Origin of the sequence: Providencia sp. 2024EL-00732, from assembly GCF_044006275.1 — a bacterium.
Lineage (GTDB): Bacteria > Pseudomonadota > Gammaproteobacteria > Enterobacterales > Enterobacteriaceae > Providencia > Providencia huashanensis.
This window is the reverse complement of sequence record NZ_JBIPDG010000005.1, coordinates 39487-60240: the sequence shown is the minus strand read 5'-3', so window position 1 is coordinate 60240 and position 20754 is coordinate 39487. Positions and strand designations below refer to the sequence as shown.

Annotated in this window: 21 protein-coding genes; 8 read left to right on the top strand and 13 right to left on the bottom strand. The window is 38.4% G+C overall.

Annotation, left to right across the window (positions count from 1 at the left end; all coding sequences use genetic code 11):
- The first annotated feature begins 8 nt into the window (after positions 1-8).
- Positions 9-1613, top strand: a complete 1605-nt coding sequence (locus ACHB7C_RS10355; protein WP_210855106.1) for a 5-oxoprolinase/urea amidolyase family protein — start codon at positions 9-11, stop codon at positions 1611-1613.
- Positions 1591-3351 carry an acetyl/propionyl/methylcrotonyl-CoA carboxylase subunit alpha gene (locus tag ACHB7C_RS10350; protein WP_395347330.1) on the top strand — a complete coding sequence of 587 codons (1761 nt, stop codon included), beginning with the start codon at positions 1591-1593 and terminating at the stop codon, positions 3349-3351. The genes ACHB7C_RS10355 and ACHB7C_RS10350 overlap by 23 nt, the downstream gene beginning before the upstream one ends.
- 41 nt (positions 3352-3392) lie before the next feature.
- On the opposite strand, the gene ACHB7C_RS10345 is transcribed toward ACHB7C_RS10350, so the two are convergent.
- Positions 3393-3662 (bottom strand): hypothetical protein, encoded by a 270-nt coding sequence (locus tag ACHB7C_RS10345; RefSeq protein ID WP_048607480.1) that lies wholly within the window; start codon positions 3660-3662, stop codon positions 3393-3395.
- A gap of 362 nt (positions 3663-4024) precedes the next feature.
- Here ACHB7C_RS10345 and ACHB7C_RS10340 point away from each other — a divergent pair, with 362 nt between their 5' ends.
- Entirely contained in the window at positions 4025-4567 is a 543-nt protein-coding gene (locus ACHB7C_RS10340) for a DUF924 family protein (RefSeq protein WP_042844397.1), read from the top strand.
- A gap of 75 nt (positions 4568-4642) precedes the next feature.
- Here the strand turns inward: ACHB7C_RS10340 and ACHB7C_RS10335 are convergent, their stop codons facing one another.
- The 5 genes from ACHB7C_RS10335 to ACHB7C_RS10315 all read right to left on the bottom strand — a co-directional run bounded on the left by ACHB7C_RS10335 (position 4643) and on the right by ACHB7C_RS10315 (position 10881).
- Entirely contained in the window at positions 4643-5236 is a 594-nt protein-coding gene (locus tag ACHB7C_RS10335) for a molecular chaperone (protein ID WP_042844396.1), read from the bottom strand.
- A gap of 257 nt (positions 5237-5493) precedes the next feature.
- The gene (locus ACHB7C_RS10330) at positions 5494-6270 is read right to left on the bottom strand and encodes a DmsC/YnfH family molybdoenzyme membrane anchor subunit (RefSeq protein ID WP_042844395.1); all 777 of its coding nucleotides are present in this window, start codon (positions 6268-6270) and stop codon (positions 5494-5496) included.
- A gap of 1 nt (position 6271) precedes the next feature.
- Positions 6272-6889, bottom strand: a complete 618-nt coding sequence (locus tag ACHB7C_RS10325; RefSeq protein WP_042844394.1) for a DMSO/selenate family reductase complex B subunit — start codon at positions 6887-6889, stop codon at positions 6272-6274.
- Between the two features lie 11 nt (positions 6890-6900).
- On the bottom strand, positions 6901-9330 hold the full coding sequence (locus ACHB7C_RS10320) for a DMSO/selenate family reductase complex A subunit (RefSeq protein WP_395347256.1): 2430 nt from the start codon (positions 9328-9330) through the stop codon (positions 6901-6903).
- Positions 9331-9630: 300 nt separating this feature from the next.
- On the bottom strand, positions 9631-10881 hold the full coding sequence (locus ACHB7C_RS10315) for a mechanosensitive ion channel family protein (protein ID WP_042844392.1): 1251 nt from the start codon (positions 10879-10881) through the stop codon (positions 9631-9633).
- Between the two features lie 331 nt (positions 10882-11212).
- On the opposite strand from ACHB7C_RS10315, the gene ACHB7C_RS10310 reads away from it, so the two are divergent.
- Both ACHB7C_RS10310 and ACHB7C_RS10305 read left to right on the top strand, forming a co-directional pair.
- Positions 11213-11737 (top strand): anti-virulence regulator CigR family protein, encoded by a 525-nt coding sequence (locus ACHB7C_RS10310; protein WP_048607476.1) that lies wholly within the window; start codon positions 11213-11215, stop codon positions 11735-11737.
- A 451-nt stretch (positions 11738-12188) separates the two neighbouring features.
- A complete protein-coding gene (locus ACHB7C_RS10305) occupies positions 12189-13037 on the top strand; it encodes a D-amino-acid transaminase (RefSeq protein ID WP_129466357.1) in 849 nt (282 codons plus the stop codon).
- Between the two features lie 26 nt (positions 13038-13063).
- Here ACHB7C_RS10305 and ACHB7C_RS10300 read toward each other — a convergent pair whose 3' ends face one another.
- The 3 genes from ACHB7C_RS10300 to ACHB7C_RS10290 all read right to left on the bottom strand — a co-directional run bounded on the left by ACHB7C_RS10300 (position 13064) and on the right by ACHB7C_RS10290 (position 15756).
- On the bottom strand, positions 13064-13639 hold the full coding sequence (locus tag ACHB7C_RS10300; protein ID WP_042844391.1) for a cysteine hydrolase family protein: 576 nt from the start codon (positions 13637-13639) through the stop codon (positions 13064-13066).
- Between the two features lie 94 nt (positions 13640-13733).
- Positions 13734-15095 (bottom strand): HAMP domain-containing sensor histidine kinase, encoded by a 1362-nt coding sequence (locus tag ACHB7C_RS10295; RefSeq protein WP_181468572.1) that lies wholly within the window; start codon positions 15093-15095, stop codon positions 13734-13736.
- Positions 15085-15756, bottom strand: a complete 672-nt coding sequence (locus ACHB7C_RS10290; protein ID WP_042844387.1) for a response regulator — start codon at positions 15754-15756, stop codon at positions 15085-15087. The genes ACHB7C_RS10295 and ACHB7C_RS10290 overlap by 11 nt, the downstream gene beginning before the upstream one ends.
- A gap of 170 nt (positions 15757-15926) precedes the next feature.
- On the opposite strand from ACHB7C_RS10290, the gene ACHB7C_RS10285 reads away from it, so the two are divergent.
- Positions 15927-16169, top strand: a complete 243-nt coding sequence (locus ACHB7C_RS10285) for a hypothetical protein (protein WP_129466086.1) — start codon at positions 15927-15929, stop codon at positions 16167-16169.
- Positions 16170-16376: 207 nt separating this feature from the next.
- Here ACHB7C_RS10285 and ACHB7C_RS10280 read toward each other — a convergent pair whose 3' ends face one another.
- Positions 16377-16634, bottom strand: a complete 258-nt coding sequence (locus ACHB7C_RS10280) for a DinI-like family protein (protein ID WP_042844385.1) — start codon at positions 16632-16634, stop codon at positions 16377-16379.
- Positions 16635-16870: 236 nt separating this feature from the next.
- Between ACHB7C_RS10280 and ACHB7C_RS10275 the strand changes: the two genes are divergently transcribed.
- Positions 16871-17404, top strand: coding sequence for a GNAT family N-acetyltransferase (locus ACHB7C_RS10275; RefSeq protein WP_129466085.1), 534 nt, complete (start codon positions 16871-16873; stop codon positions 17402-17404).
- 9 nt (positions 17405-17413) lie between these two features.
- On the opposite strand, the gene ACHB7C_RS10270 is transcribed toward ACHB7C_RS10275, so the two are convergent.
- On the bottom strand, positions 17414-17842 hold the full coding sequence (locus tag ACHB7C_RS10270) for a GNAT family N-acetyltransferase (RefSeq protein ID WP_042844383.1): 429 nt from the start codon (positions 17840-17842) through the stop codon (positions 17414-17416).
- Positions 17843-18361: 519 nt separating this feature from the next.
- Positions 18362-18886, bottom strand: coding sequence for a hypothetical protein (locus ACHB7C_RS10265; protein WP_042844382.1), 525 nt, complete (start codon positions 18884-18886; stop codon positions 18362-18364).
- Positions 18887-19283: 397 nt separating this feature from the next.
- Here ACHB7C_RS10265 and ACHB7C_RS10260 point away from each other — a divergent pair, with 397 nt between their 5' ends.
- Complete coding sequence (locus ACHB7C_RS10260; RefSeq protein ID WP_166685173.1) at positions 19284-19616, top strand: MliC family protein; 333 nt, start codon at positions 19284-19286, stop codon at positions 19614-19616.
- A 223-nt stretch (positions 19617-19839) separates the two neighbouring features.
- On the opposite strand, the gene ACHB7C_RS10255 is transcribed toward ACHB7C_RS10260, so the two are convergent.
- A complete protein-coding gene (locus tag ACHB7C_RS10255; RefSeq protein ID WP_272678021.1) occupies positions 19840-20394 on the bottom strand; it encodes a sulfatase-like hydrolase/transferase in 555 nt (184 codons plus the stop codon).
- Positions 20395-20754: the final 360 nt, after the last annotated feature.

Genomic DNA, 20754 nt, shown 5'->3' with positions numbered 1-20754 from the left:
GGTGCCCATTGCGATTTTTACCCGTCAATTTAAGTGCTTTCATGGTTGAATTGGATAGCCTTGAACAAACAATGGCACTGACAGACTCTTTAACAGAGATACCAATTCATGGGGTTGAAGAAATAATCCCCGCAGCGCGAACCATTTTAGTCCGCTATAACCCGTTTATTGCGGAAGAAGACAACTTGGTTAAATTGATTTCCTTGAGGGATATCACCAAAGCTAAAGCGAAGGCTAGCAAGCTTGTGACAATTCCTGTCCATTATAATGGGCAGGATTTACCTGATGTTGCCCAGTTCCTCGGTGTTTCTGTTGATGAGGTGATCCGGCGACACACACAAAATGAGTATCAAGTTGCTTTTAGTGGTTTTGCGCCGGGTTTTGGGTACATGGTTTCTAAGCATGCTCAGTTAAATGTCCCAAGGCGCCAATCACCTCGAGTGCGGATACCCGCAGGTTCAGTGGCTTTGGCTGGGGAGTTTAGTAGTGTTTATCCGCAAGCAAGCCCCGGGGGCTGGCAGTTAATTGGTGTAACCGAGTTATCAATGTGGGATATCAACCGCCCTGAACCAGCCTTAGTGCAGGCAGGGACCCGGGTCAACTTTGTTGATGCACAGAAAAGTCAGGTTAGTTATAGCTTACCCACAAAGAACCTAAGCATAGAGCAACCTGAAAATACGAAAGCAGACATAATCGTGTTGGCTACGGGTTTACAGACGTTATTCCAAGATTTAGGCCGAGTAGGCCAGTCGGCATTAGGGATTTCAGAATCCGGTGGTATGGACAAATCAGCACTACGTAGTGCTAATCGTATTGTGGGGAATTTATCTGACGCAGCGGTATTAGAAATTACTCAAGGTGGCTTTAAAGCTCAAATAAATAGAAATTTAGTTGTTGCTGTTACAGGCGCCTCCTGTGTGATTGAGGTGACAACCGCTAGCAATCAACAATATCAAGTTAATCCTTATCAACCTGTACATTTAATCAAAGGGGATGTGATTAAACTTGGGAGTCCAAATAAAGGTGTACGCAGTTATTTAGCTGTACGGGGTGGGTTTAATGTTAAACCTATTTTATCCAGTTGTTCATTCGACACTTTGGCACAGGTTGGTCCTGCGCCTCTTAGGGTTAATCAGGCACTAAGCATTAAGACAAGCTCACCGATATCAGCAGTTTCTTTATCAGAAACCCCTGCATTTGATTACCCAGATGCAGATGATGTTGTTGTGCTTGATGTGGTTTTAGGCCCTAGAACTGATTGGTTTACAGAGCAAGCCATTGATAAGCTAACAAATCAATTGTGGCAGGTAACAGCCGCATCAAATCGTATAGGTTTGCGTTTGTCAGGTGAGAAACCTTTTGAGCGTAAAAAATTACAAGAATTGCCGAGTGAGGGGACTTGTATAGGCGCTATCCAAGTTCCTGCGAATGGCCAGCCAGTTTTATTTTTAAATGACCATCCATTAACCGGGGGTTACCCAGTTATTGGGGCCGTATGTGAATATCATTTAGATTTAGCAGGGCAAATTCCTGTCAATGCAAGAATACGCTTTAATCCACTTGGTGAATTTAAAAAATTACATGGGAGTGATGGTACTGATGAACAAGAATAAAAAGACACACAAAGTATTGATTGCAAACCGAGGTGAAATCGCTGTGCGTATTATTCGTGCTTGCCGTGATTATGGTTTCCAGTCTGTTGCGGTGTATGCAGACAGCGATATTGATGCATTACACGTTAAAATGGCAGATGAGGCATATGGGCTAAACGGGAACTCACCTGCACAAAGTTACTTAAATATTGAAAAGTTAATTGAAGTCGCTCAGAAGTCAGGTGCGACGATGGTGCACCCAGGTTATGGCTTTTTGTCTGAGCGTGCGGAATTTGCCCGTGCGGTGAATGATGCGGGTTTAATATGGATAGGACCAAGTGCGGAGAGTATTGATATCTTAGGTGATAAGGTTCAGGCTCGCCATATTGCTATGCAAGTAGGAGCCCCACTGGTTGTGGGGACGAAAGACCCGGTTATTGATGCGCAGGAGGTAGTTAAATTTGCTCATCAACACGGTTTGCCTATCGCAATAAAAGCTGCATTTGGTGGAGGTGGTCGAGGTCTCAAAGTCGCGTGGCAATTACATGAAGTTGAAGAACTTTATCATTCTGCTGTACGCGAAGCGGTTGCCGCTTTTGGGCGTGGTGAGTGTTTTATTGAACAGTTTTTGCATAACCCGCGCCACATTGAAGCACAGGTGATTGCAGATACACATGGTAATGTGCTGGTGGTGGGGACAAGGGATTGTTCATTGCAGCGTCGTAATCAAAAATTGGTCGAGGAATCACCCGCGCCATTTTTATCTGAGGAACAACAGCAACAAATTATTAAATCCTCAACAGATATTTGCCGTAAAGCTGGCTATGTTGGCGCAGGCACCGTTGAGTTTTTACTGAGTCAGGACGGGACGTTATCATTCTTAGAGGTGAATACTCGGCTACAAGTTGAGCATCCGGTAACTGAGGAAACGGCAGGGATTGATTTAGTGATTGAGCAATTACGTATTGCCGAAGGTTTACCTTTAAGTATTAATGAGACTCCGAAGCCTCGCGGTCATGCTTTTGAGTTCCGAATTAATGCGGAAGATGCAGGTAATGGTTTTTTGCCAACACCAGGGACAATTACAACTTTTGATGTTCCAACAGGGCCTGGAGTTCGTATTGATAGTGGTGTTGCTGCTGGTACGACGATCCCAGGGACATTTGATTCGTTAATGGCAAAACTGATAGTGGTGGGAAATACGCGAGAACAAGCTATTTCACGCGCCCGTCGCGCTTTAGCAGAGTTTAAGATTGAGGGGGTCGCATCGGTATTACCGTTCCACCGTGCGGTCATGGAACAAGCCGACTTTTGTGACCATTTTAATGTGCATACACGTTGGATTGAAACAGAATTTAGTGTGGAGATCCCCCCTGCAAAGCGCCAAATTCCATCTGCAAACCATCAATTGACTCGCACCTTTATTGAAATTGATGGCAAACGTTGTGAATTAGGCTTACCGGCGCAGTTAATGTCCGGCCTTACCGCAAATAGTGTGTCTCCAACTAATATGATACCACCTAACGGTGAGCTTCAAGCTGCTAGCAACCCTGATGCGGTGAATGCGCCTATCTCCGGTGTGTTGTTTAACTGGTTGATCCCTCAGGGGGACAATGTCGTAGAAGGGGATGTTATTGGCGTAATGGAAGCGATGAAAATGGAAGTGCAAATTATTGCTCATCGTACTGGAACGCTGAAATACCATGCAAATAAAGGTGAGTTTATTGAAGCGGAATCTCCAATTGCTGAAATTATCTAACATGTAATAGTTGTATGGCTTGGGCTGGAAAACGGCTCAAGCTAACGAGACTGGCGCTTAGGTAACGACCTTAATGGTGGGTGTGGTGCAGGAACCGCATGTTGTTCTTCAACGGCCATCTCTTCACTATCACGATAAACTTCACCGCAGAGAAAATAAAGGTTTGGTCGTTTTGATTCTAAGTATTTTTTTCGGCTGACACATTGCTCTTGTGTGAAAATGGTTTCAGTCACGGGCAATGCATCACATGAATCTGTGCCGCAAGGACTAACCCATAATGCCCAACCAATAAGTACCATATGTCCTGCCATTTACATTGCCTTCCTTAAATAAAACCAATATGAAACGCTGATGAGTTATTACGACTATTGAGTATCGGCGGCACCTGATTTACTCACACATTATAAGTGGAATTCTAACATTGAGTTAAATAAATGTATGTATTTAGACATGAAGAATGGCCATATTGACACTAAACAACAAATAGCCAGTGGTAAAAAATAACGGTTACAAAATTCACGAGTAGTCAGTGCATGATTTTTTAGTGATAGCACGCAAAGAAACAAAATAATTATCTGCAAATAGCCATTTTTAGAGCTCAAGCCTATTAATTAAAGTGATTTTTAACTAGGATTTAAATAACCTCTATTAAGAAAAGTGATAGGAATAAATTATGAATACCATGGAAGACGTGCTTTCCTTTTGGTTTGAGGAATCTACGCCCAAACAGTGGTTTGAGAAAAGTGCTAAATTTGATTTGGCGATAGCACAGCGTTTTTCGCAAATCTGTGAGCGTGCAGCTAAAGGTGAGTTGGCTTATTGGCGAGCGTCTATACGGGGGCGGTTAGCGGAAATCATTGTGTTGGACCAATTTTCACGTAATTTATGGCGCGATACGCCAAGGTCTTTTGCTCAAGATGGTATGGCATTAGCTTTAGCTCAAGAGGCGATTAAACAGCATGATTATAATTTGCTGACCTTATCACAACGTAAGTTTATTTTGATGCCTTATATGCATTCGGAATCTAGCTTTATTCATTTGCAGGCTGTTGAACTATTTCGCATGTTAGGTGATGACGCGACTCTGGATTATGAAATGCGCCACAAGGCTATTGTTGATAAATTCGGGCGTTACCCGCATCGCAATAACATTTTAGGCCGGGTATCAACACCAGAAGAAGTTGCATTTTTACAAGAACCTAACTCTTCATTTTAGAGGCACTTGAATAAATGCATTGCTAAATGGGCCCTCAGCTATCTATTGAGAAGCTCATTTAGCAACATTAATCATTTAGCGAAATAATTCAACTTTCGCGGGGGATAACCCTAATTCTTGTTGTAGTGATTTTAAATATATCTCAGTGATTTGGGCTAGGCATGGATAGAACAGTGTTTCTGTTTTGGACTGCTGAACGAGAGCTAAGTAACGGTACGCCCAAGGTAATAAATGTTGCTCAAATAATACCGTGATTGCGGCTTCTTGCCCTTGTTCTGCTAAAGCTGAAATTGCCATCATCATTAAACCAAATTGGTCTTCAGGCTCACGGACCCCAGTATCTGTAACTAACCCTTTGCTTTGTAAGAAATTACGATATTCTGCCGTTGATTCACCCATGACAGTATTGTCATGCTCTAAGTATACTGACCCCCATGGTGGAGCTGGCATACTACCTTGTCCTTCAAATAGGATTGAATAATCATAGCTAATTTCATCTGCTTGTATTGCTGATAATTTGGTGCAAAGTTCTTGTATTTGTTCTGCGTCTTGCCATGAATATAGGGTCGGGATTTCAGGTAACACGGGGAATAAGTTTTTTAAAGTTTCGGATTGGGGTGAATAATAGAAGCAAGCACCCAAAATGCGCAGTAATGTCGTATCAATCATTTTATATCCGTTAATTTATCCGTCATATTTTGAGCTACAGCAGTGTTGACTGCGCTCGTCTATTCAGGCCGCATACTAATGTATGCTTTCTCAGTTATATTCATTTGCCTCCTAGCTGTCATTCAAACTATTTAGGGTAAACGAGTTAAAGCACAATATATCTGGCAGCTTGAATTTAGTCAGGGCAATGAAATTAAAGTAAAGAACCCCAAATGGGGTTCTTTGATAAACAACTATAACATAGTAACAACAATAGGTTACATGGTGATTTGCCACAAGTTGTAGAACGCAATACGACCGGCAAGTTCAGCTAGTAATACTGCTGCTGCACAGGTGGCTAAAGTCGCTTTTGGTGCGCGTTGCTTTAAGGCCATACCAACGAAAGCCGCTAAGGCGATTGCCAGTACAACAACTTGAAATCCCCAAAAACCAGTTTGTTCACTACTCAGTGCCGGACCTGTTTCGGTTAAGAAAGCTTGGTAACTAGCTCGGCTTGCAAAAATAGCAAATGTACCGACCAGAAACGATGCAATACCTAAACCTCGAGCACCAATAACAATAGCTAACGCACCGCCACCGACTAACATGGTCATCCACATTTGTAAGGTGGTGTAGCCCGTATTCCAGTTAGCAATAGTTGCGATATTGTAGACTTGCGGGATTGACCAAACAAAAGCAAGCCCTGAGATCACCGCAGCAATATTTGCCAGCTCACGCAATAGCGTGTGCTTGAAAAATAAGGTGAAAAACAGTGTTGCGGCAGCACAACCAACAAAAACGCCACTTAAGAAGGCTTCATTACTCATTGGTGAGCGGCCAACGCCAAGCAGCATATTGAAGAAACGTAGGGGTTGCCCTACGTGTAACCCACCGATACCTAAGCCGATGATCATGATGATAAAGGCAATAATATTGGCTGTTTTTAATTGGTTATCGTCAATCGAACCCATTTTACGGCTTAAATAAGCAAGCAAGAAAAGCCCAGCGGCTGATTGTCCTAAGACAGTGAAAAAAACCAGTGGTAATTCATGCATTTTACACCTCCGCAGGGTTTTTTAGTTCGCCACTTTTATCGCCAAATGGCTTCGCATCTTTATGTGGCTTAATGACAATATTTGGGTTTGTTAGGCTAGGATCTGGCATTGGAGCAATACCACATTCAGTGCCATGTAGTTCACGTAGAACATTAATATCATCAAAATCTAAAGCACGCTGTGGGCAAGACTCAACACAAACGGGTTTCATTCCTTGTGCCACTCGTTCATAACATCCGTCACACTTGCTCATCAATTTTTTCTTTTCATCAAATTGCGGTGCACCATATGGACATCGCAATTCACAGTAGCGGCAACCAACACAAATTGATTGGTCAACAACGACTAAACCATCTTCTTCCCGTTTATGCATGGCGCCTGTTGGGCAACCCGCGACACACGTTGGGTTTGAGCAATGGTTACATGAAATAGAAAGATAGTAATTGAAAACGTTTTGCTGCCATATACCATCTTGTTTTTGCCAACTACCACCACCAAACTCATAAACACGACGGAATTTGGGGCCTAAATCTAAATCTTTTTCATCCTTACAACTGACTTGGCAAGTTTTACAGCCAGTGCATTTTGTGGAGTCAAAGTAAAAGCCATATTGTTTCATCATTTAACTCCTTAAGCGCGTTTAACTTCAACAAGGTTGGTATGTTGTGGCGTTCCTTTTGCAAGTGGCGAAGGAACATGTGAGGTTAGCGTGTTGATACAACCGCCTATATCTAACCCCTCATTATTGAGAGCTCGCCATGCACCTTGTGGAACAGCGATAACACCGGGTAATACACGCTCTGTAACTTTCACTTTGATTTGAATACGACCACGGTCATTAAAAATTTCAGCAATATCACCATTGTTCAATCCACGTTGTTGTGCATCGATTGGGTTAAGCCAAAATTGGTGAGGAATCGCTTCACGCAGCATGGCAACGTTATAATAAGACGAATGCACATGGCCTTTATCGTGGAAGCCAGTCATTAATAACGTATGTTTTTGTTGCGCTGCTTGTGCTTCAACGCCTTCTTTATTCACACAATATTCTGGAATTGCAGGAATACGCTGACCTTCTGGTAATTCCCAGTTTTTCACACGTTCAGCTAATTGTTCCGAGTAGATTTCGACTTTACCTGACGGTGTTTTCAACGGGTTGTTTATTGGGTCTTCACGGAATTTCTGTAATGCGACATTTTCTGCACTATTCAGGAATTTACGGTCGATGATACCCGCACCATCGGTTTCACTGAACTCAGGTAAATGCGGCATTTTTTCACGCGTTTTGTTATAGCAGAACTCAATCCACTGTGCGTATGTACGCCCTTCGGTAAATTGTTCTTTAACGCCCATTTTTTCAGCGATTTCAGCTAGGACATCATAGTTAGGGCGGTTTTCCCATAGTGGCTCAATCGCATTTTGTAGGCGAACTAAGTAATGGTAGGCCCCACTTGCATAGGAGTTATTAATCAAATCGTTAGTTTCAACGGTTGTTACATCCGGTAATAGCAAGTCTGCATATTTTGCTGATGGGGTGTCATGGTTATCCCAAACTAAAATGAATTCACATTTTGATTCATCTGCAAGAATTTCATGGGTTTTGTTTAAATCACCATGTTGGTTACCAATCACATTACTTGAGTAACACCACATAAACTTGATGTCGTTATTTAATTTATCGACACCTTTGATACCTGCGTTTTCAGCCGTAAGCTCTTTACCCCTTACAATGGCTTCAGACCACATATAAGTTGGGATCAGTGCCTTGACTGGGTTAGGTAAGCCAAAACCCGCTACAGGATATGCATAGCTATTACCCCATAAACCAGTATTGGTACCTGCACGACCGATATTGCCAGACATTAGCGGTAACATCATAATTGAGCGACAGGCTTGCTCACCATTTTCGGTGCGTTGTAAGCCCCAACCTTGTGAAATCCATGCGTGATTAGCATTACCAATTTCGCGAGCAAGTTGTTTTATCCGCGCGACTGAAATTCCAGTCAGTTTGCTCGCCCATTCTGGCGTTTTAGCTATTCCGTCAGGGCCATTACCTAAAATATAATCTTTGTAAGATGCATTGCGTGGCGCAGAAGCGGGTAATGTAGATTCATCCCAGCCAACACAGTATTTATTTAGGAACTCTTCATCCGTTAGCCCTTCTTGGATCATTACATAGCCCAATGAAGCAACTAATGCCGCATCAGTCCCCGGGTAAATAGGGACCCACTCAGCGCCAAGTGTTGTCACACTATCGGTGCGGCGAGGGTCAATAATAATCACTTTTGCTTTGCTTTTGTCCAAGGCATTTAGCGTTTCATAGAATTGACCACCACCTGACATACGAGTTTCTGCAAGGTTATGACCAAACATGACAACTAAATCTGAGTTTTGGATCTCAGATAAATAAGACTCTTCAATGCCGCCATACACATAAGGAGTAATTTCCATTAATTGAGCGTATGAATAAGTCCCATAGTCACCTAAGAAGCCACCCGTTAAACTTAATAAACGTTTACACGCTGCACGCCCGTGCAAGTTCGCCCCTGTAGAGCCGGAGCCATACTGATAATAGATGGCATCACTACCATACTTATCAATGGTATATTTCAACTTCTCAGCGATGATGGTAGTGGCTTCATCCCATGTGATTTTTTTGAATTTCCCTTCACCACGTTTACCAACGCGTACCATTGGGTATTTTAAACGATCAGGGTTATAGGTTTTCCAACGAACTGAGCGACCGCGTAAGCATGGACGAATTTGGTGTTCGCCTAAGGTAGAGTCGTCATACATGGTCTCATTTGAGATACGGCTGATAACACCATCTTTAACATGAACCTTTAATGGACAACGGCTACCACAGTTAACTAAGCATGCGCTATAGCTGATTTTTTCGCTGACTTCGTCAGGCATAATTGCTGGTGCTTTTGCTTGTGCAGCAAAGGGAAGGGGGATTGAGCCAGCAACTGCGGCGACACCCGCAACTGTTGCAGAGGTTTGTATAAACTCCCTCCTGCTCAGTTCTCCAAATTGAGTATTTTTTTTAATTTTATGCATTGACATTGCCTATATGTAAATAACAACATTACTATCTTGTTTTATATGTTAAAAAAAGTTTCTGCTGAGTTACATGACTTACATCAATGTTACCCCTGATAAGTAAAATGTATTTATATAATTTATAAGGCTTTTTTCTGTCAAGAAGAGGGGGGTAGTTCTGTTTTAATTAACTATCGCTATATTTGATTTTATATAATGGTAGGAGGGGAAAGCAGGCAAAAGAGGGATTTCTCCCTCTTTAAATTACTACTTTAGTTGTAGATAAATAAGAAATATTAACTAATCACTAAGTGTTAACTATTTTTCTGTAGATTTACCTATCATTCTAACATCATTTCCGGTAGGTGATTGATGTACCGCTAAATTAAATTGTGGCAGGATAGAAAATATATGGTCAAAGATATCGGACTGAATTCGTTCATACTCGACCCATACCGTTGTATTAGTAAATGCATATATTTCTATTGGTACACCATTTGAATCTGACTCAAGTTGCCTAACCATAATCGTCATATTTTTATGAATATTCGGATGGGATTTCAAATAGGCTTCAATATAAGCACGGAAAGTCCCAATATTGGTTAACTTACGTTGGTTCAATGGGATAGCTTTATCATCAGGAATATTAGAATTATAAATTTGAATTTCTGATATCTTTTTATCGAGATAAGGCTCAAGTAAATTGGCTTTAATGAACAGCTCTGTTTCATCAGGTTGTAAAAAATGCACGCTGTTGGCATCTAATCGGACACTACGCTTAATACGGCGGCCACCTGAATCTGTCATTCCTTTCCAGTTTTTGAACGAATCGGAAATGAGAGCATAAGTTGGGATTGTTGTAACGGTATTATCCCAGTTTTGTACTTTCACAGTCGTTAAACCAATATCGATGACTGCACCATCAGCGCCATATTTAGGCATTTCTAACCAATCACCAATGTTCACCATATTATTGGCTGAAAGTTGTATCCCTGCGACTAAACCCATTATAGGGTCTTTAAAGACTAACATCATGACCGCAGTCATTGCCCCAAGGCCACTTAAAATAATTAGCGGAGATTTGCCAATTAATAGGGCGATGATCATGATACCAATTAGAATAGAAGCAATTAGCTTAATACTTTGGAATATGCCCCGAAGTGGCAGGTGGGCTGTTCTTGCAGCCCGCTGCAATACACCGAGGATAATATCAAGAATAGAGTAAAGCGTTAATAAACCAAATAATAAACACCACGCCTGTGAACCGACTTTAAGAACAGCTTGTGCCGTTGAACCAGGATGCAACCATAAAGTTGCTTGGATATTGACGACCACCCCTTGAATAACAAACGCAAAGCGATTGAAAAGGTTATGTTGAGTAATTAAGTGAGGCCAACTACCTGCAAATTTTTGCCCACGCTTTTCTAACCGTGGAAGTAATAGCTTATGCAAGATAAGGTGTAATACACAGGCAACTATGAGAATTAACCCGAGCACCATGAGTAAAGAGGCGAGGTTAGCATAATCTTGGTTGAATTGACGTACCCAGTCTAGCAGTTGCTGCTGCATGTTTTCTCCTTCTATGTCGTTCTGTGATATGTTCCGCTATAAATTCTTTTTTAATCGATAAACCTTATCATATGTATAGTAAAATTTCATCATTGGTAATATTAAACACTGTCCTAATTTTCATAAGTAGTATTAAGTATGAGTAAATGTATTACTGAATATAAGGGATAAAGGGCATCAATTATAAATGAAGGTATTCTGTAAGTTAGGTGAATGGATAACATTTACATAACATTACTTACGATAAGCATTATCTGATTGTGGTGGTTCATTACTAAGCATAATGTTCTATAAATTACACGGCGTAGGTCTAATTCTGTAGGAGCTTGTTATGAACACATTTAAATTGAAAAAATCGGCATGTTTGTTTCTCTTGCAGTTCATCTTATTGCCTGCGGTCTTTATTACGCCATTAGCAGCTAACTCATCCCCGAATGGTAATCAGGGACAAGGGAATGGTAATCATGGCGCCGGAAATGGCAAGGGACATCAGAAAATCCATGGTAATAATAAAGGGGCTCATGTCCAAGCAAAAAATAATGCTAAATCCAATAAATATTATGACAAGCAAAGAAATGCTAATGTTAATTTTACCGTGAGTTTTGGTAACGTTAGGCCTTTAGCAATTGAATATGGTTTAACCGGATATCAAGGTTTACCACCGGGTATTGCTAAACAAGTTAGTCGGGGGAAACCACTTCCTCCAGGTATTGCTAAGAAATCACTACCAGCGGGTTTCACCTCTCAATTACCAGTGTATGTAGGTTATGAATGGAAAATAAGTGGAAGAGACTTGCTTCTTGTTGCGGTCGGAACAGCAATAGTCGCGGAAGTTATTGAAAATGTTTTTGAATAAAAAAAACGACCTTGATTTCAAGGTCGTTATGCAAAAACTATGCAAATTAACGCTAATGATGAGGTAAATAAACGGTTCGGTTGATTAAAAAATAAGTTACATAAAACGTTTTGACAGCAATTCAACAACTTCTTGTACACTACTGATAAATTCTTTAATGCTATTCATCATTGACTCCGAATATGAAAATGTGATCCAGATCACTTAAGGCTATTTTAGCTTTCAGCGTGTTAATGTCAAGGTGATATATAAAATATATTTTAATTTTTAAACATATTTTTAAACATATTTTTAAGCTGAAATGGCGTAAATGGGTTCAAGTGTATTTGCCTGCAAACCTACGAGAAATAATCATACAAAAATGAAATATGTGAAGGGATAAAAAGCATTAATTTCAATATGGTGTATGGTTAATCTTATAAAAGATAAAAGTTGATTGATAAAGGAATCTATCTCAATGATTACTTATGTTAACGGTCAGTTCTTACCTGAAGAACAAGCGTCTGTATCGGTTTTTGACCGGGGGTTTCTCTTCGCAGATGCCGTGTATGAAGTGACGGCCATTATCAATGGTAAGCTAATTGATTTTGAACATCACATGGCTCGTTTACAGCGCTCATGCAAGGAGCTACAACTTTTAATGCCTTGTAGCGTAGCGGAGTTAAAACAGATTCATTTGCAGTTAATTCAACAAAATAGCTTACAAGAAGGGCTTATTTATTTACAACTGACTCGTGGTAATGCAAAAGTACGTGATTTTTTATATCCAGAGACAGGTACTAAGCCAACCTTAGTATTATTCGCACAACAGATGAATATTATTGATAGCGTAAAAGCTAAGACTGGAATTAAAGTGGTCACAGTGGAAGATATTCGTTGGCAACGTTGTGATATTAAAACGGTTTCATTGCTTGCGGCGTCAATGGCAAAAGAATTTGCTAGGCAGCAAGGCGCTGATGATGCTGTTTTTATTAAAGATGGTTATATTACAGAAGGAAGTTCTAGTAATTGTTTTATTGTGAATCGTGATAATCAACTACAAACTCGAGGCTTGAGTAATATAATTTTACCTGGAATTACTCGCCGGGCTGTTATTGAACTTGCTGGGGAGCAGGGAATAGAGCTTATTGAAAAGGCTTTTACACTAGATGATATGTTAGCAGCAAAAGAGGTATTTATTACTTCAGCGACAACATTAGTTTGGCCTATTGTAAAAGTAAACAATCAAGTTATTGGTAAAGGTGAGCCGGGAGAAATTGCAATCCGGCTACGTGAAATTTACCTACAAAAAACCCAATAAAATAAGCAGATATGGAGGTGGATTGATTATTTTATTTGCATAAATTCTTTAACAGAAGAAATCGATATCAATCCTTCTAATGCCTCAAGACTTTGCTCATGAAGCTCAGGTGTTGGGGCTGCGCATAAGTCTTCTAAAACTGTGACATAGTAACCTAAGTCATGAGCTTGTCTGGCACTACTTTGAATCGCTTTTACTGTACTGACTCCGCCAATAAATAGCTGTGTAATGTTATTATCCGTTAGCCATTTATTTAGCTGGTTACCAGCAAATGCGGATACACCTTTTTTAATCATTACTAGGTCGCGAAAATGAACTTCTAAGTCATTTACCCAATTACAGCCATTTTCACTTAATTTTAGAGCGCCTATGTTTTTAGCGTGCTGAAACATGGGGGAGCCGGCAGGTATATCATGGTAATTATCCGCAAAGCCAACTTTAACCCAAATAATCGGGATATTATGATTACGTGCATGGTTTGCTGCTTGGTTTGCTTTTTCGACTATTTTACGAGATTGAGTTTGTTGATAACTTGAGTTAGATAAGCCATTTTTACCAATTATTTCTTCGATAAGATCAATAATTATTAATGCATTGGACATTATTGCCTCTTTATATTGTAAGTATATTAACTTAAAGAGGCTATTGTAAAGGTTAAGTAGAAGCTATGCTGTTAAGTCAATAACATAATTGGATTTAGGGTAAGTCAATAATAAACCCGATACCCTTATCTTCTAATCCATCCGTCACTCTAATCACTGCGCCTATTTTTGTTGCTAAATTATGGGCTATGGATAAGCCTAACCCACTCCCAGTTTCCATTGTTCCCGGTACTCGATAGAAACGGGAAAAAATAAGCTGTCGACTTTCTTCGGGAATGCCGCGTCCATTATCTTGAACTAAAATAGTGGCACCAAAAGGAGTAAGGTCTTTTAGGGTAACTTTTATTTTCCCATCTTTAGGACAATATTTAATCGCATTTTCAATCAGGTTAGTAAAAATATTACTCAAAGCAAGCTTGTCGGTGAGTATATTAAAGGAATCAGAGCTTTGAAGCTCGACATCAATATTTTTGTTAATAGCATAAGGTACATGAGTGGCAATTAAGTTACTGATGAGCATAGGTAGGTCGATATTTTCTTTATTTAATAAGAAATCCTCAGTCTCTAAACGGGCAAGGTCAATTAATTGATGGGAAAGTGACGCTGCACGATTTAATGTTTCTTGCATGTCATTAATAATTTCTTCTTTTTCTTTCGGATGGTCGATCTGCATTAATAAGTGTAATTGGGCGATAACGGCTGCAATCGGAGTACGCAATTCATGAGCAGCATCTGCCATAAAGCGTTTTTCTCGTTGGTTTGCGGCATCAACACGTGCCATTAAATTATTAATAGCAGCAATAATAGGGCGAATTTCTTTGTATTGTTCTTTGGTTTCTATCGGCGTTAAATTACCGGGCTGACGGCTAGAAATAAGTTTTGCGGATTGCCTTAAAGGACGCAGGCTAAAATATGCGGTAATTAACATAGCAAGTAGCATGATCCCTAAAATAAAAGCGAGTGGAATAGCCGTGCCTTCAGCAGGAGTACCTAACAAAGATTTTCTATCACTATAAGATTCAGCAATGACGATTTCAAACGTGTTATTTTTATTCCATGCAGAGGTAAAATGCCAATCTTTATGTAAAGCCGTTAGTTCGGCTACTGATTTAAGAGATGGGACAAGCAGTTTATCGTTATTGCGATAATAAACATTTCCTTGTTTATCCCTTACTAACATGAATGGGCGATAGCTTATATCATCCCCATTTTCCATGGCTTCCATATATAAGGCTTGTAAGCTATCAGCTATTTCATTGAATTGTTCAGGGTCATCGGAAACCACGCTGAGTGTTCTAGCGAAACCTTGTGTAATTATATTTTGTTGTTCATTTAATTCGTCATGAATAGCTGGCCAATAATAAAATTGTAACCAGCCAACTAATAACAACCATAAAAAAATGACAGAGGTAATTTGTAAACCGAATGTATAAATAAAAAATGATTTAACCTTCATGGCTGTACTTCTTTTTTAATAAGTAACCAATACCTCGGATAGTAATAATACGCTCTTTTCCTATTTTACGGCGCAGATTATGAATATGAACCTCTAAGGAGTTGCTTTCTATATCATCTACACCAAATAGACGTTGCTCTAAGTCGACTTTTCTAACAACGTTATCGGCATTTCTTATTAATTCATACAATAGTAAATATTCTTTACCAGATAGAAAAAGTAATTGACCGTTAAGTGAAACTTGGTGATTAACTGGATTTAATTGTAGGTTATCTAATTGCCATATTTCAGACGAAAACCCAGCCATACGGCGGCTAACTGCTTTAACTCGAGAAATAAGCTCTGGCATTGCAAATGGTTTCGTCAAAAAATCGTCCGCCCCTGAATCTAAACTGGAAACCAAATTATCCATTTGATTTCTAGCCGTTAGAATAATAATTGGGATAGATTCCCCCGCATTACGCCATGCAATTAACTCCTGATGACCATCACCATCTGGCAAGCCTAAATCTAATAACATCAAATCAAAATTCCGAGAAGCGAGTTGTTGCTTTGCATCAGCCAGTAGTCGTACCCAACATGGATTGAATCCAGCAAGTTCCAGCCCTCGGCAAAGCGCCTTCCCCAGTTGGAGATCGTCTTCTACTAAAAGGATATTCATTTTATCACCTCTGCTTACAAGTATAAGCATTCAAACACTGACAAACAACATATCTAACTCTTGGCTTAACTAGATTTAAGCTTATCTTAAGGATAGTTTAACCGCTCTTTAAGGTATAAAAAAATAGTCTGTTTATGATTATCCTACATACTAAGAATAAGGGCATTAAAATGAAAAAAACCTTATATGGAGTAGCAATATTCATTGTAATTATCCTGATAACATTGACTTTTATTACTAAAGATTATAATAAAATGCCAGTTGTAAGTATTTCAAATCTAGCGATAAGTGAGATCTCAACTTGTACAGAACTAAAAAAATGTATTTCTCAAATTAAGATTGCAGATAATAAAAAAGATAAAACAAGTTTATTAAAAGTTATTAAGGATTTTTTAAGGAAAAAAATTTACTAATAATAAATGAATGTGATTACGGTATGAATGGGGCTCATGCTAAATACTGGGATAGGGCGTTATAACTTAATTGGAATATAGGCAAAAAGTAGGTTAACAGGCCAATGATTGGGATAAATAGCTTAACAAACTTTAGTACGAATTTTAGCTTTATAAAAATAAAGGAATGAGTTAGTAGTAAACAGCATTCCTTTATTTAGGTACCGATTATTCTGTAATTTCTTCGGGAACCCAGCCGTCATCCATCCAAATTTCCTCCAATATTTCTTCAATACGAGTTTTATCCTCCGATATTTTTGTACCTGAAATATTTACACGTTGTTGAGAGCTAAAGCCAACTCGAGTGACCATATCTGGATACTGATTCTGTAGTTTACGTAAGATCTCAGACTCAAGAGCATGTAAAACAGTTGAACTTGGTTTCTGTGGTGCATTTTTATCAAATAACACTTCAATCCGTAACATAATGACCTCTAGTAAGGACTGTATTAATATACAGTATTTTTAAATGTATCAGTGTGAAAAGTCAATATCGATAAGTAAATATTTTATTGGTAAAAATAGAGTCAGAATAATATTAATATAAAACAAAAAGTTAATGTTACTTCTTTCGCTGCTTAGGGCAATAAACGGGTTGTCAGGCAACAAAAAATCCGTATTCTTAAGAAAAAACAGGGTTTATTAAAGTGAGTTTAGTCTAAATGTTACGATCTAGCCGTATGTCGAGGGAAAATATTGAGGAAATAAATGCCATTAATCAACTTTATGATAAGGCATTTCCTTTGTACGAACAGAGAAGTTATCAAGGGCGTAAAGCAGTATTAGGCCAAGATGACTATTACTTATATTACTTTGCTAATAGCTCTATTTTTGTTGGTTTTATAGGTTGCTGGAAAATTAATGATTATTTCTATATTGAGCACTTTGCTATTTCCGCAGAATTAAGAGGGCAAGGATATGGTCAAAAAGTATTGAAACAATTTTGCGGGAATGTAGGTAAAGTTATTCTTGAAATTGACCCTGTAATTGATGAGATAAGCAAAAAAAGGCTCAATTTTTATCAACATTGCGGGTTTCAACGAAATCGATACTCGCATACTCATCCAAGCTATTACCCAGAAAATAAGCCTCATCAGCTCGAAGTATTAAGTTATCCTAGCGCCATTAGTGATGACGCATATCGGCTTTTTGCTCATCAGTTACAACAGACGATTATGGATAATTCGTTGTTATAATAAGGGTACCTAGATAGTTTTAACTCGGTTATAGTAGTAAATGAGTTCTGGGTCATTATCGTCTAGGTTATCAATATAGCCGCTAGGAACAAAGCCAGTTTTCTCAAGGAGCTTTTGTGTAGCCAGATTTGACTGATTAGTCGATGTGAAAATTTTATCCGTTTTGCTTTGCTCTTTTAATTTATTAATCAGTATGTGACCAAAGCCTTGACGCCGATATTTGTTATTTACCATTAATAATTCAATAAAACCATGTGAATAAAAATGATGGGTTAATACACCATAAGCCAATATTTCATCATTTGCTTCTAATACAAAACACGCATTTTGCTTTACCCACTGCGTGATTTCCAGCAGTCTTTCTGGTGTTGCTACAGTATCAATAAGAAAAATAGCGCTCACATCATGAGATGTGGTTAATCTGAAATTTATATTCATTAGCTATTGTGAGCCTGCCTTTGTGTAAATGGAATCACAGTTTAGTCTTTAGTCGCATGAAATCAATAGGTTGTTATCAATCTATAGAATTATTGTTTTTGGTGACAAGACCGATTATATGATTAAAATAGCAAATAAACACGGCTATAACTATGAGTATTGAAAGCTATAGCGGGTATTAATATCCCCTGATTAACTCACCAACAGATGAATCAATAGCGGATTCGATACGCCAACGCTTTATGGATATGTTCCCAAAATATCTATCGATAAGATTGATTTTTAACATTTTTCTCTCACCTTGATCTTGTTTTTAGTACTGTTCTAATTATTTTCACTGTATCGGCTATTGTTAAGTTTAAATACTCACTGTATTAATAAAATCTAATATAGTTAAAAACAATATTACAAGATAAGGGGGCTGACAGATGATTAAACTGGAAATAAAACAATAAAAACGCGCCTTACACAATGTAGCCCGTTTTTATTGTGAGAGTAAAAAAACAAGGAATAAATCAGTTATTTTACAGGTGGTACTTTTACATCTAGGTCATATAGTCTTAGTATTGAAGGAGCATCATCTACTTCTGAAAATTTAAGCTTCACTTTAGATGCCGCTCTTTTGGGAATACTAATATCACTTTGAACCCCATTTAAATAAGATGTAAACCCATCTTGGTCTAAGATATAAATGTTATTTTTATCATCAAAATTTGTTAAGCGAATAGCTGACTCTGATTTATTTTTTATAGCTAATGTCAGCAGATACTCAGTATCAGCAGTTTTTTCAGATTTTAATACTTTTATCTCAGTGTATTTATTCAGGTTTTCCAAGTCGTAAATGATAATAGCACCATCAACGCTGCTCCCAGAAGCTCTCCCTTCATCAATACCTTCCTTGAATCCGGATAGTGCATCTTTACTTGAACTTGTTATTGATGATGTTATTGATTTCATGCCATCTTTAATGAGGCTAGTGTCATTGTTACTATCAGAGAGAGCGTATGTGGATATAAGTAAAAACATATATGCTAATTTTTTCATTGGTACCCCAAAAAGTTTTTTCAAATTATAGCAATAGCATATGATAAATATATTATGTAATGAGTAGTCTTATTCTTAGATTAATCAGTTGAACAGTCAGCTGTTTTTGAAATGCTCGCATTTTTTCGACACATTGGTTTATTATGTTGGATAATCAACCCCCTACACCTAGTCACATTTAAATAAGCGGAGCTATGTAGAATTTAAAAAGATGCTCACCTAACTAATTAGTCTGGACTTACTAAACCACTAAGGTATTTTTTGTTCTCTTAGGGGCTTGTTTCTGAATATCGAATATAATGCAGATCTTTGGTTACGGAATTGTCTTATTATTTTACTCAATATGGGAGTTTAAAATCATTAACGGATTTAATACTTTTATATGATGGAGCATTACATGAGTAAAATTAAATTTATCCCTGCTATTATTTTAGCTTCTATTTTCATGGCACAGCCTGCACTGGCTGCTAAAACAGATACTTATAACTGTGAAGGTCAGAAAATTAAAGCGTCATTCCCAAATGATAAAATCGCAGTAATCTTATATTCCGATGAAATTATAGTCCTGAATGAGGCACCAAGTGCAAGTGGTGCAAGATATACGGGTGAAAGCTTTCAATTGTGGTCTAAAGGTAAGAATGAATTTAATTTAGCAACCATATCAGAGGATGATATTGTAAACGGAAAGACCTCTGACGATAAAGGCCGTACGTGTAAATTGGTTAAATAAATTCAATTACTTTATCAATAATCTTAGTAATAAGGACTACTCTATTAAGAGCCCCCAATTACTGGGGGCTTTATTCGGTCGTGTAAAATCTTACCTGTCTATAGACCTAATTGAAAAGTATTCTAAGCTAGCCTAGTCAAGGCGAAAAATTCACGTTTTGAAGCACTAGGGTTACCCAGCCGACTAGGCGTTGAACTCATCGACTAAAAACATAAACTAATGGCTACGAATATTTTAGTGATACTGATATAGGTATTTTATATTCATTTGGTAGTTTATTAAAATCAATAATGTGTTGATCAAAATCGGTCACATTACTTTGCCCTTTGCAATCATTATTGGATAGCATTTTACATGTGGGTTTTATATTATTAGCATTAATACCCAACCACTCTGCAAATAATTGAAATAAATTAAGCCCATTTCTTTGTGCTGATATTATTTTACGGCCAACAGAATTAGAAGATGTAATAAATAAAGGGTCTTCAAAATTTTGTTTACGTTTATCACCATGAATTAAATCTTGTTGATTATCAATAAAAGACAGACCGTGATCTGCAAAATAGAGCATAGACCACGAGTTTTTACTCTTTAATAATTCTGAATATATCTGAGACAGTAGTAGATCAGTGTTTTTTATACTTTGTACGTAGCAAGATAAATCTTTGCCTTTATAAAACTGCTGATATGAATTTGAAATTCTTGCACAAAATGGTGAATGGCTACCAATCAAATGGATCACAATCAGTTGTTTCTGGAAAGTTCTTAGTACTGCCACTGAACTAGGACAAGAAGAATCTGAACATGTGAAGGAAATAGTAAAAAAGCCATAGAAGCTCAAAAGTGGTTTACTGAGTTTGGGCGCTACAAGGCGGTAAAGCCAAGTGGAAGAGAATATAATTAGAGCTTCCCGATATCTCGGTCCTTAAATTTAATGGTGCTACTAACGAGCTTTTAATTACCTACAGTGTTATTAGTCGCAACTGTCGACATGCTGTAATGACCGCCTGCCTATACCTTTATCCCTCTGAGATATCGACTATTATTTGTTGTTGATACATGTAAAGTATCCGCAATAACAAACACGAAGATTGATTTCGGGGTACAGTTAGCGTGGACTTATCCAAGTCCTAAGAAT

What these genes read in the sequence shown, in the direction of transcription:
- ACHB7C_RS10315 (WP_042844392.1), bottom strand. Translation starts at nt 10,881, where the DNA reads ATGCAGCAGCAACTGCTAGACTGGGTACGTCAATTCAACCAAGATTAT.
- ACHB7C_RS10270 (WP_042844383.1), bottom strand. Translation starts at nt 17,842, where the DNA reads ATGAATATAAATTTCAGATTAACCACATCTCATGATGTGAGCGCTATT.
- ACHB7C_RS10310 (WP_048607476.1), top strand. Translation starts at nt 11,213, where the DNA reads ATGAACACATTTAAATTGAAAAAATCGGCATGTTTGTTTCTCTTGCAG.
- ACHB7C_RS10260 (WP_166685173.1), top strand. Translation starts at nt 19,284, where the DNA reads ATGAGTAAAATTAAATTTATCCCTGCTATTATTTTAGCTTCTATTTTC.
- ACHB7C_RS10345 (WP_048607480.1), bottom strand. Translation starts at nt 3,662, where the DNA reads ATGGCAGGACATATGGTACTTATTGGTTGGGCATTATGGGTTAGTCCT.
- ACHB7C_RS10290 (WP_042844387.1), bottom strand. Translation starts at nt 15,756, where the DNA reads ATGAATATCCTTTTAGTAGAAGACGATCTCCAACTGGGGAAGGCGCTT.
- ACHB7C_RS10330 (WP_042844395.1), bottom strand. Translation starts at nt 6,270, where the DNA reads ATGCATGAATTACCACTGGTTTTTTTCACTGTCTTAGGACAATCAGCC.
- ACHB7C_RS10295 (WP_181468572.1), bottom strand. Translation starts at nt 15,095, where the DNA reads ATGAAGGTTAAATCATTTTTTATTTATACATTCGGTTTACAAATTACC.
- ACHB7C_RS10335 (WP_042844396.1), bottom strand. Translation starts at nt 5,236, where the DNA reads ATGATTGATACGACATTACTGCGCATTTTGGGTGCTTGCTTCTATTAT.
- ACHB7C_RS10325 (WP_042844394.1), bottom strand. Translation starts at nt 6,889, where the DNA reads ATGAAACAATATGGCTTTTACTTTGACTCCACAAAATGCACTGGCTGT.
- ACHB7C_RS10350 (WP_395347330.1), top strand. Translation starts at nt 1,591, where the DNA reads ATGGTACTGATGAACAAGAATAAAAAGACACACAAAGTATTGATTGCA.
- ACHB7C_RS10285 (WP_129466086.1), top strand. Translation starts at nt 15,927, where the DNA reads ATGAAAAAAACCTTATATGGAGTAGCAATATTCATTGTAATTATCCTG.
- ACHB7C_RS10300 (WP_042844391.1), bottom strand. Translation starts at nt 13,639, where the DNA reads ATGTCCAATGCATTAATAATTATTGATCTTATCGAAGAAATAATTGGT.
- ACHB7C_RS10280 (WP_042844385.1), bottom strand. Translation starts at nt 16,634, where the DNA reads ATGTTACGGATTGAAGTGTTATTTGATAAAAATGCACCACAGAAACCA.
- ACHB7C_RS10320 (WP_395347256.1), bottom strand. Translation starts at nt 9,330, where the DNA reads ATGCATAAAATTAAAAAAAATACTCAATTTGGAGAACTGAGCAGGAGG.
- ACHB7C_RS10275 (WP_129466085.1), top strand. Translation starts at nt 16,871, where the DNA reads ATGTTACGATCTAGCCGTATGTCGAGGGAAAATATTGAGGAAATAAAT.
- ACHB7C_RS10340 (WP_042844397.1), top strand. Translation starts at nt 4,025, where the DNA reads ATGAATACCATGGAAGACGTGCTTTCCTTTTGGTTTGAGGAATCTACG.
- ACHB7C_RS10265 (WP_042844382.1), bottom strand. Translation starts at nt 18,886, where the DNA reads ATGAAAAAATTAGCATATATGTTTTTACTTATATCCACATACGCTCTC.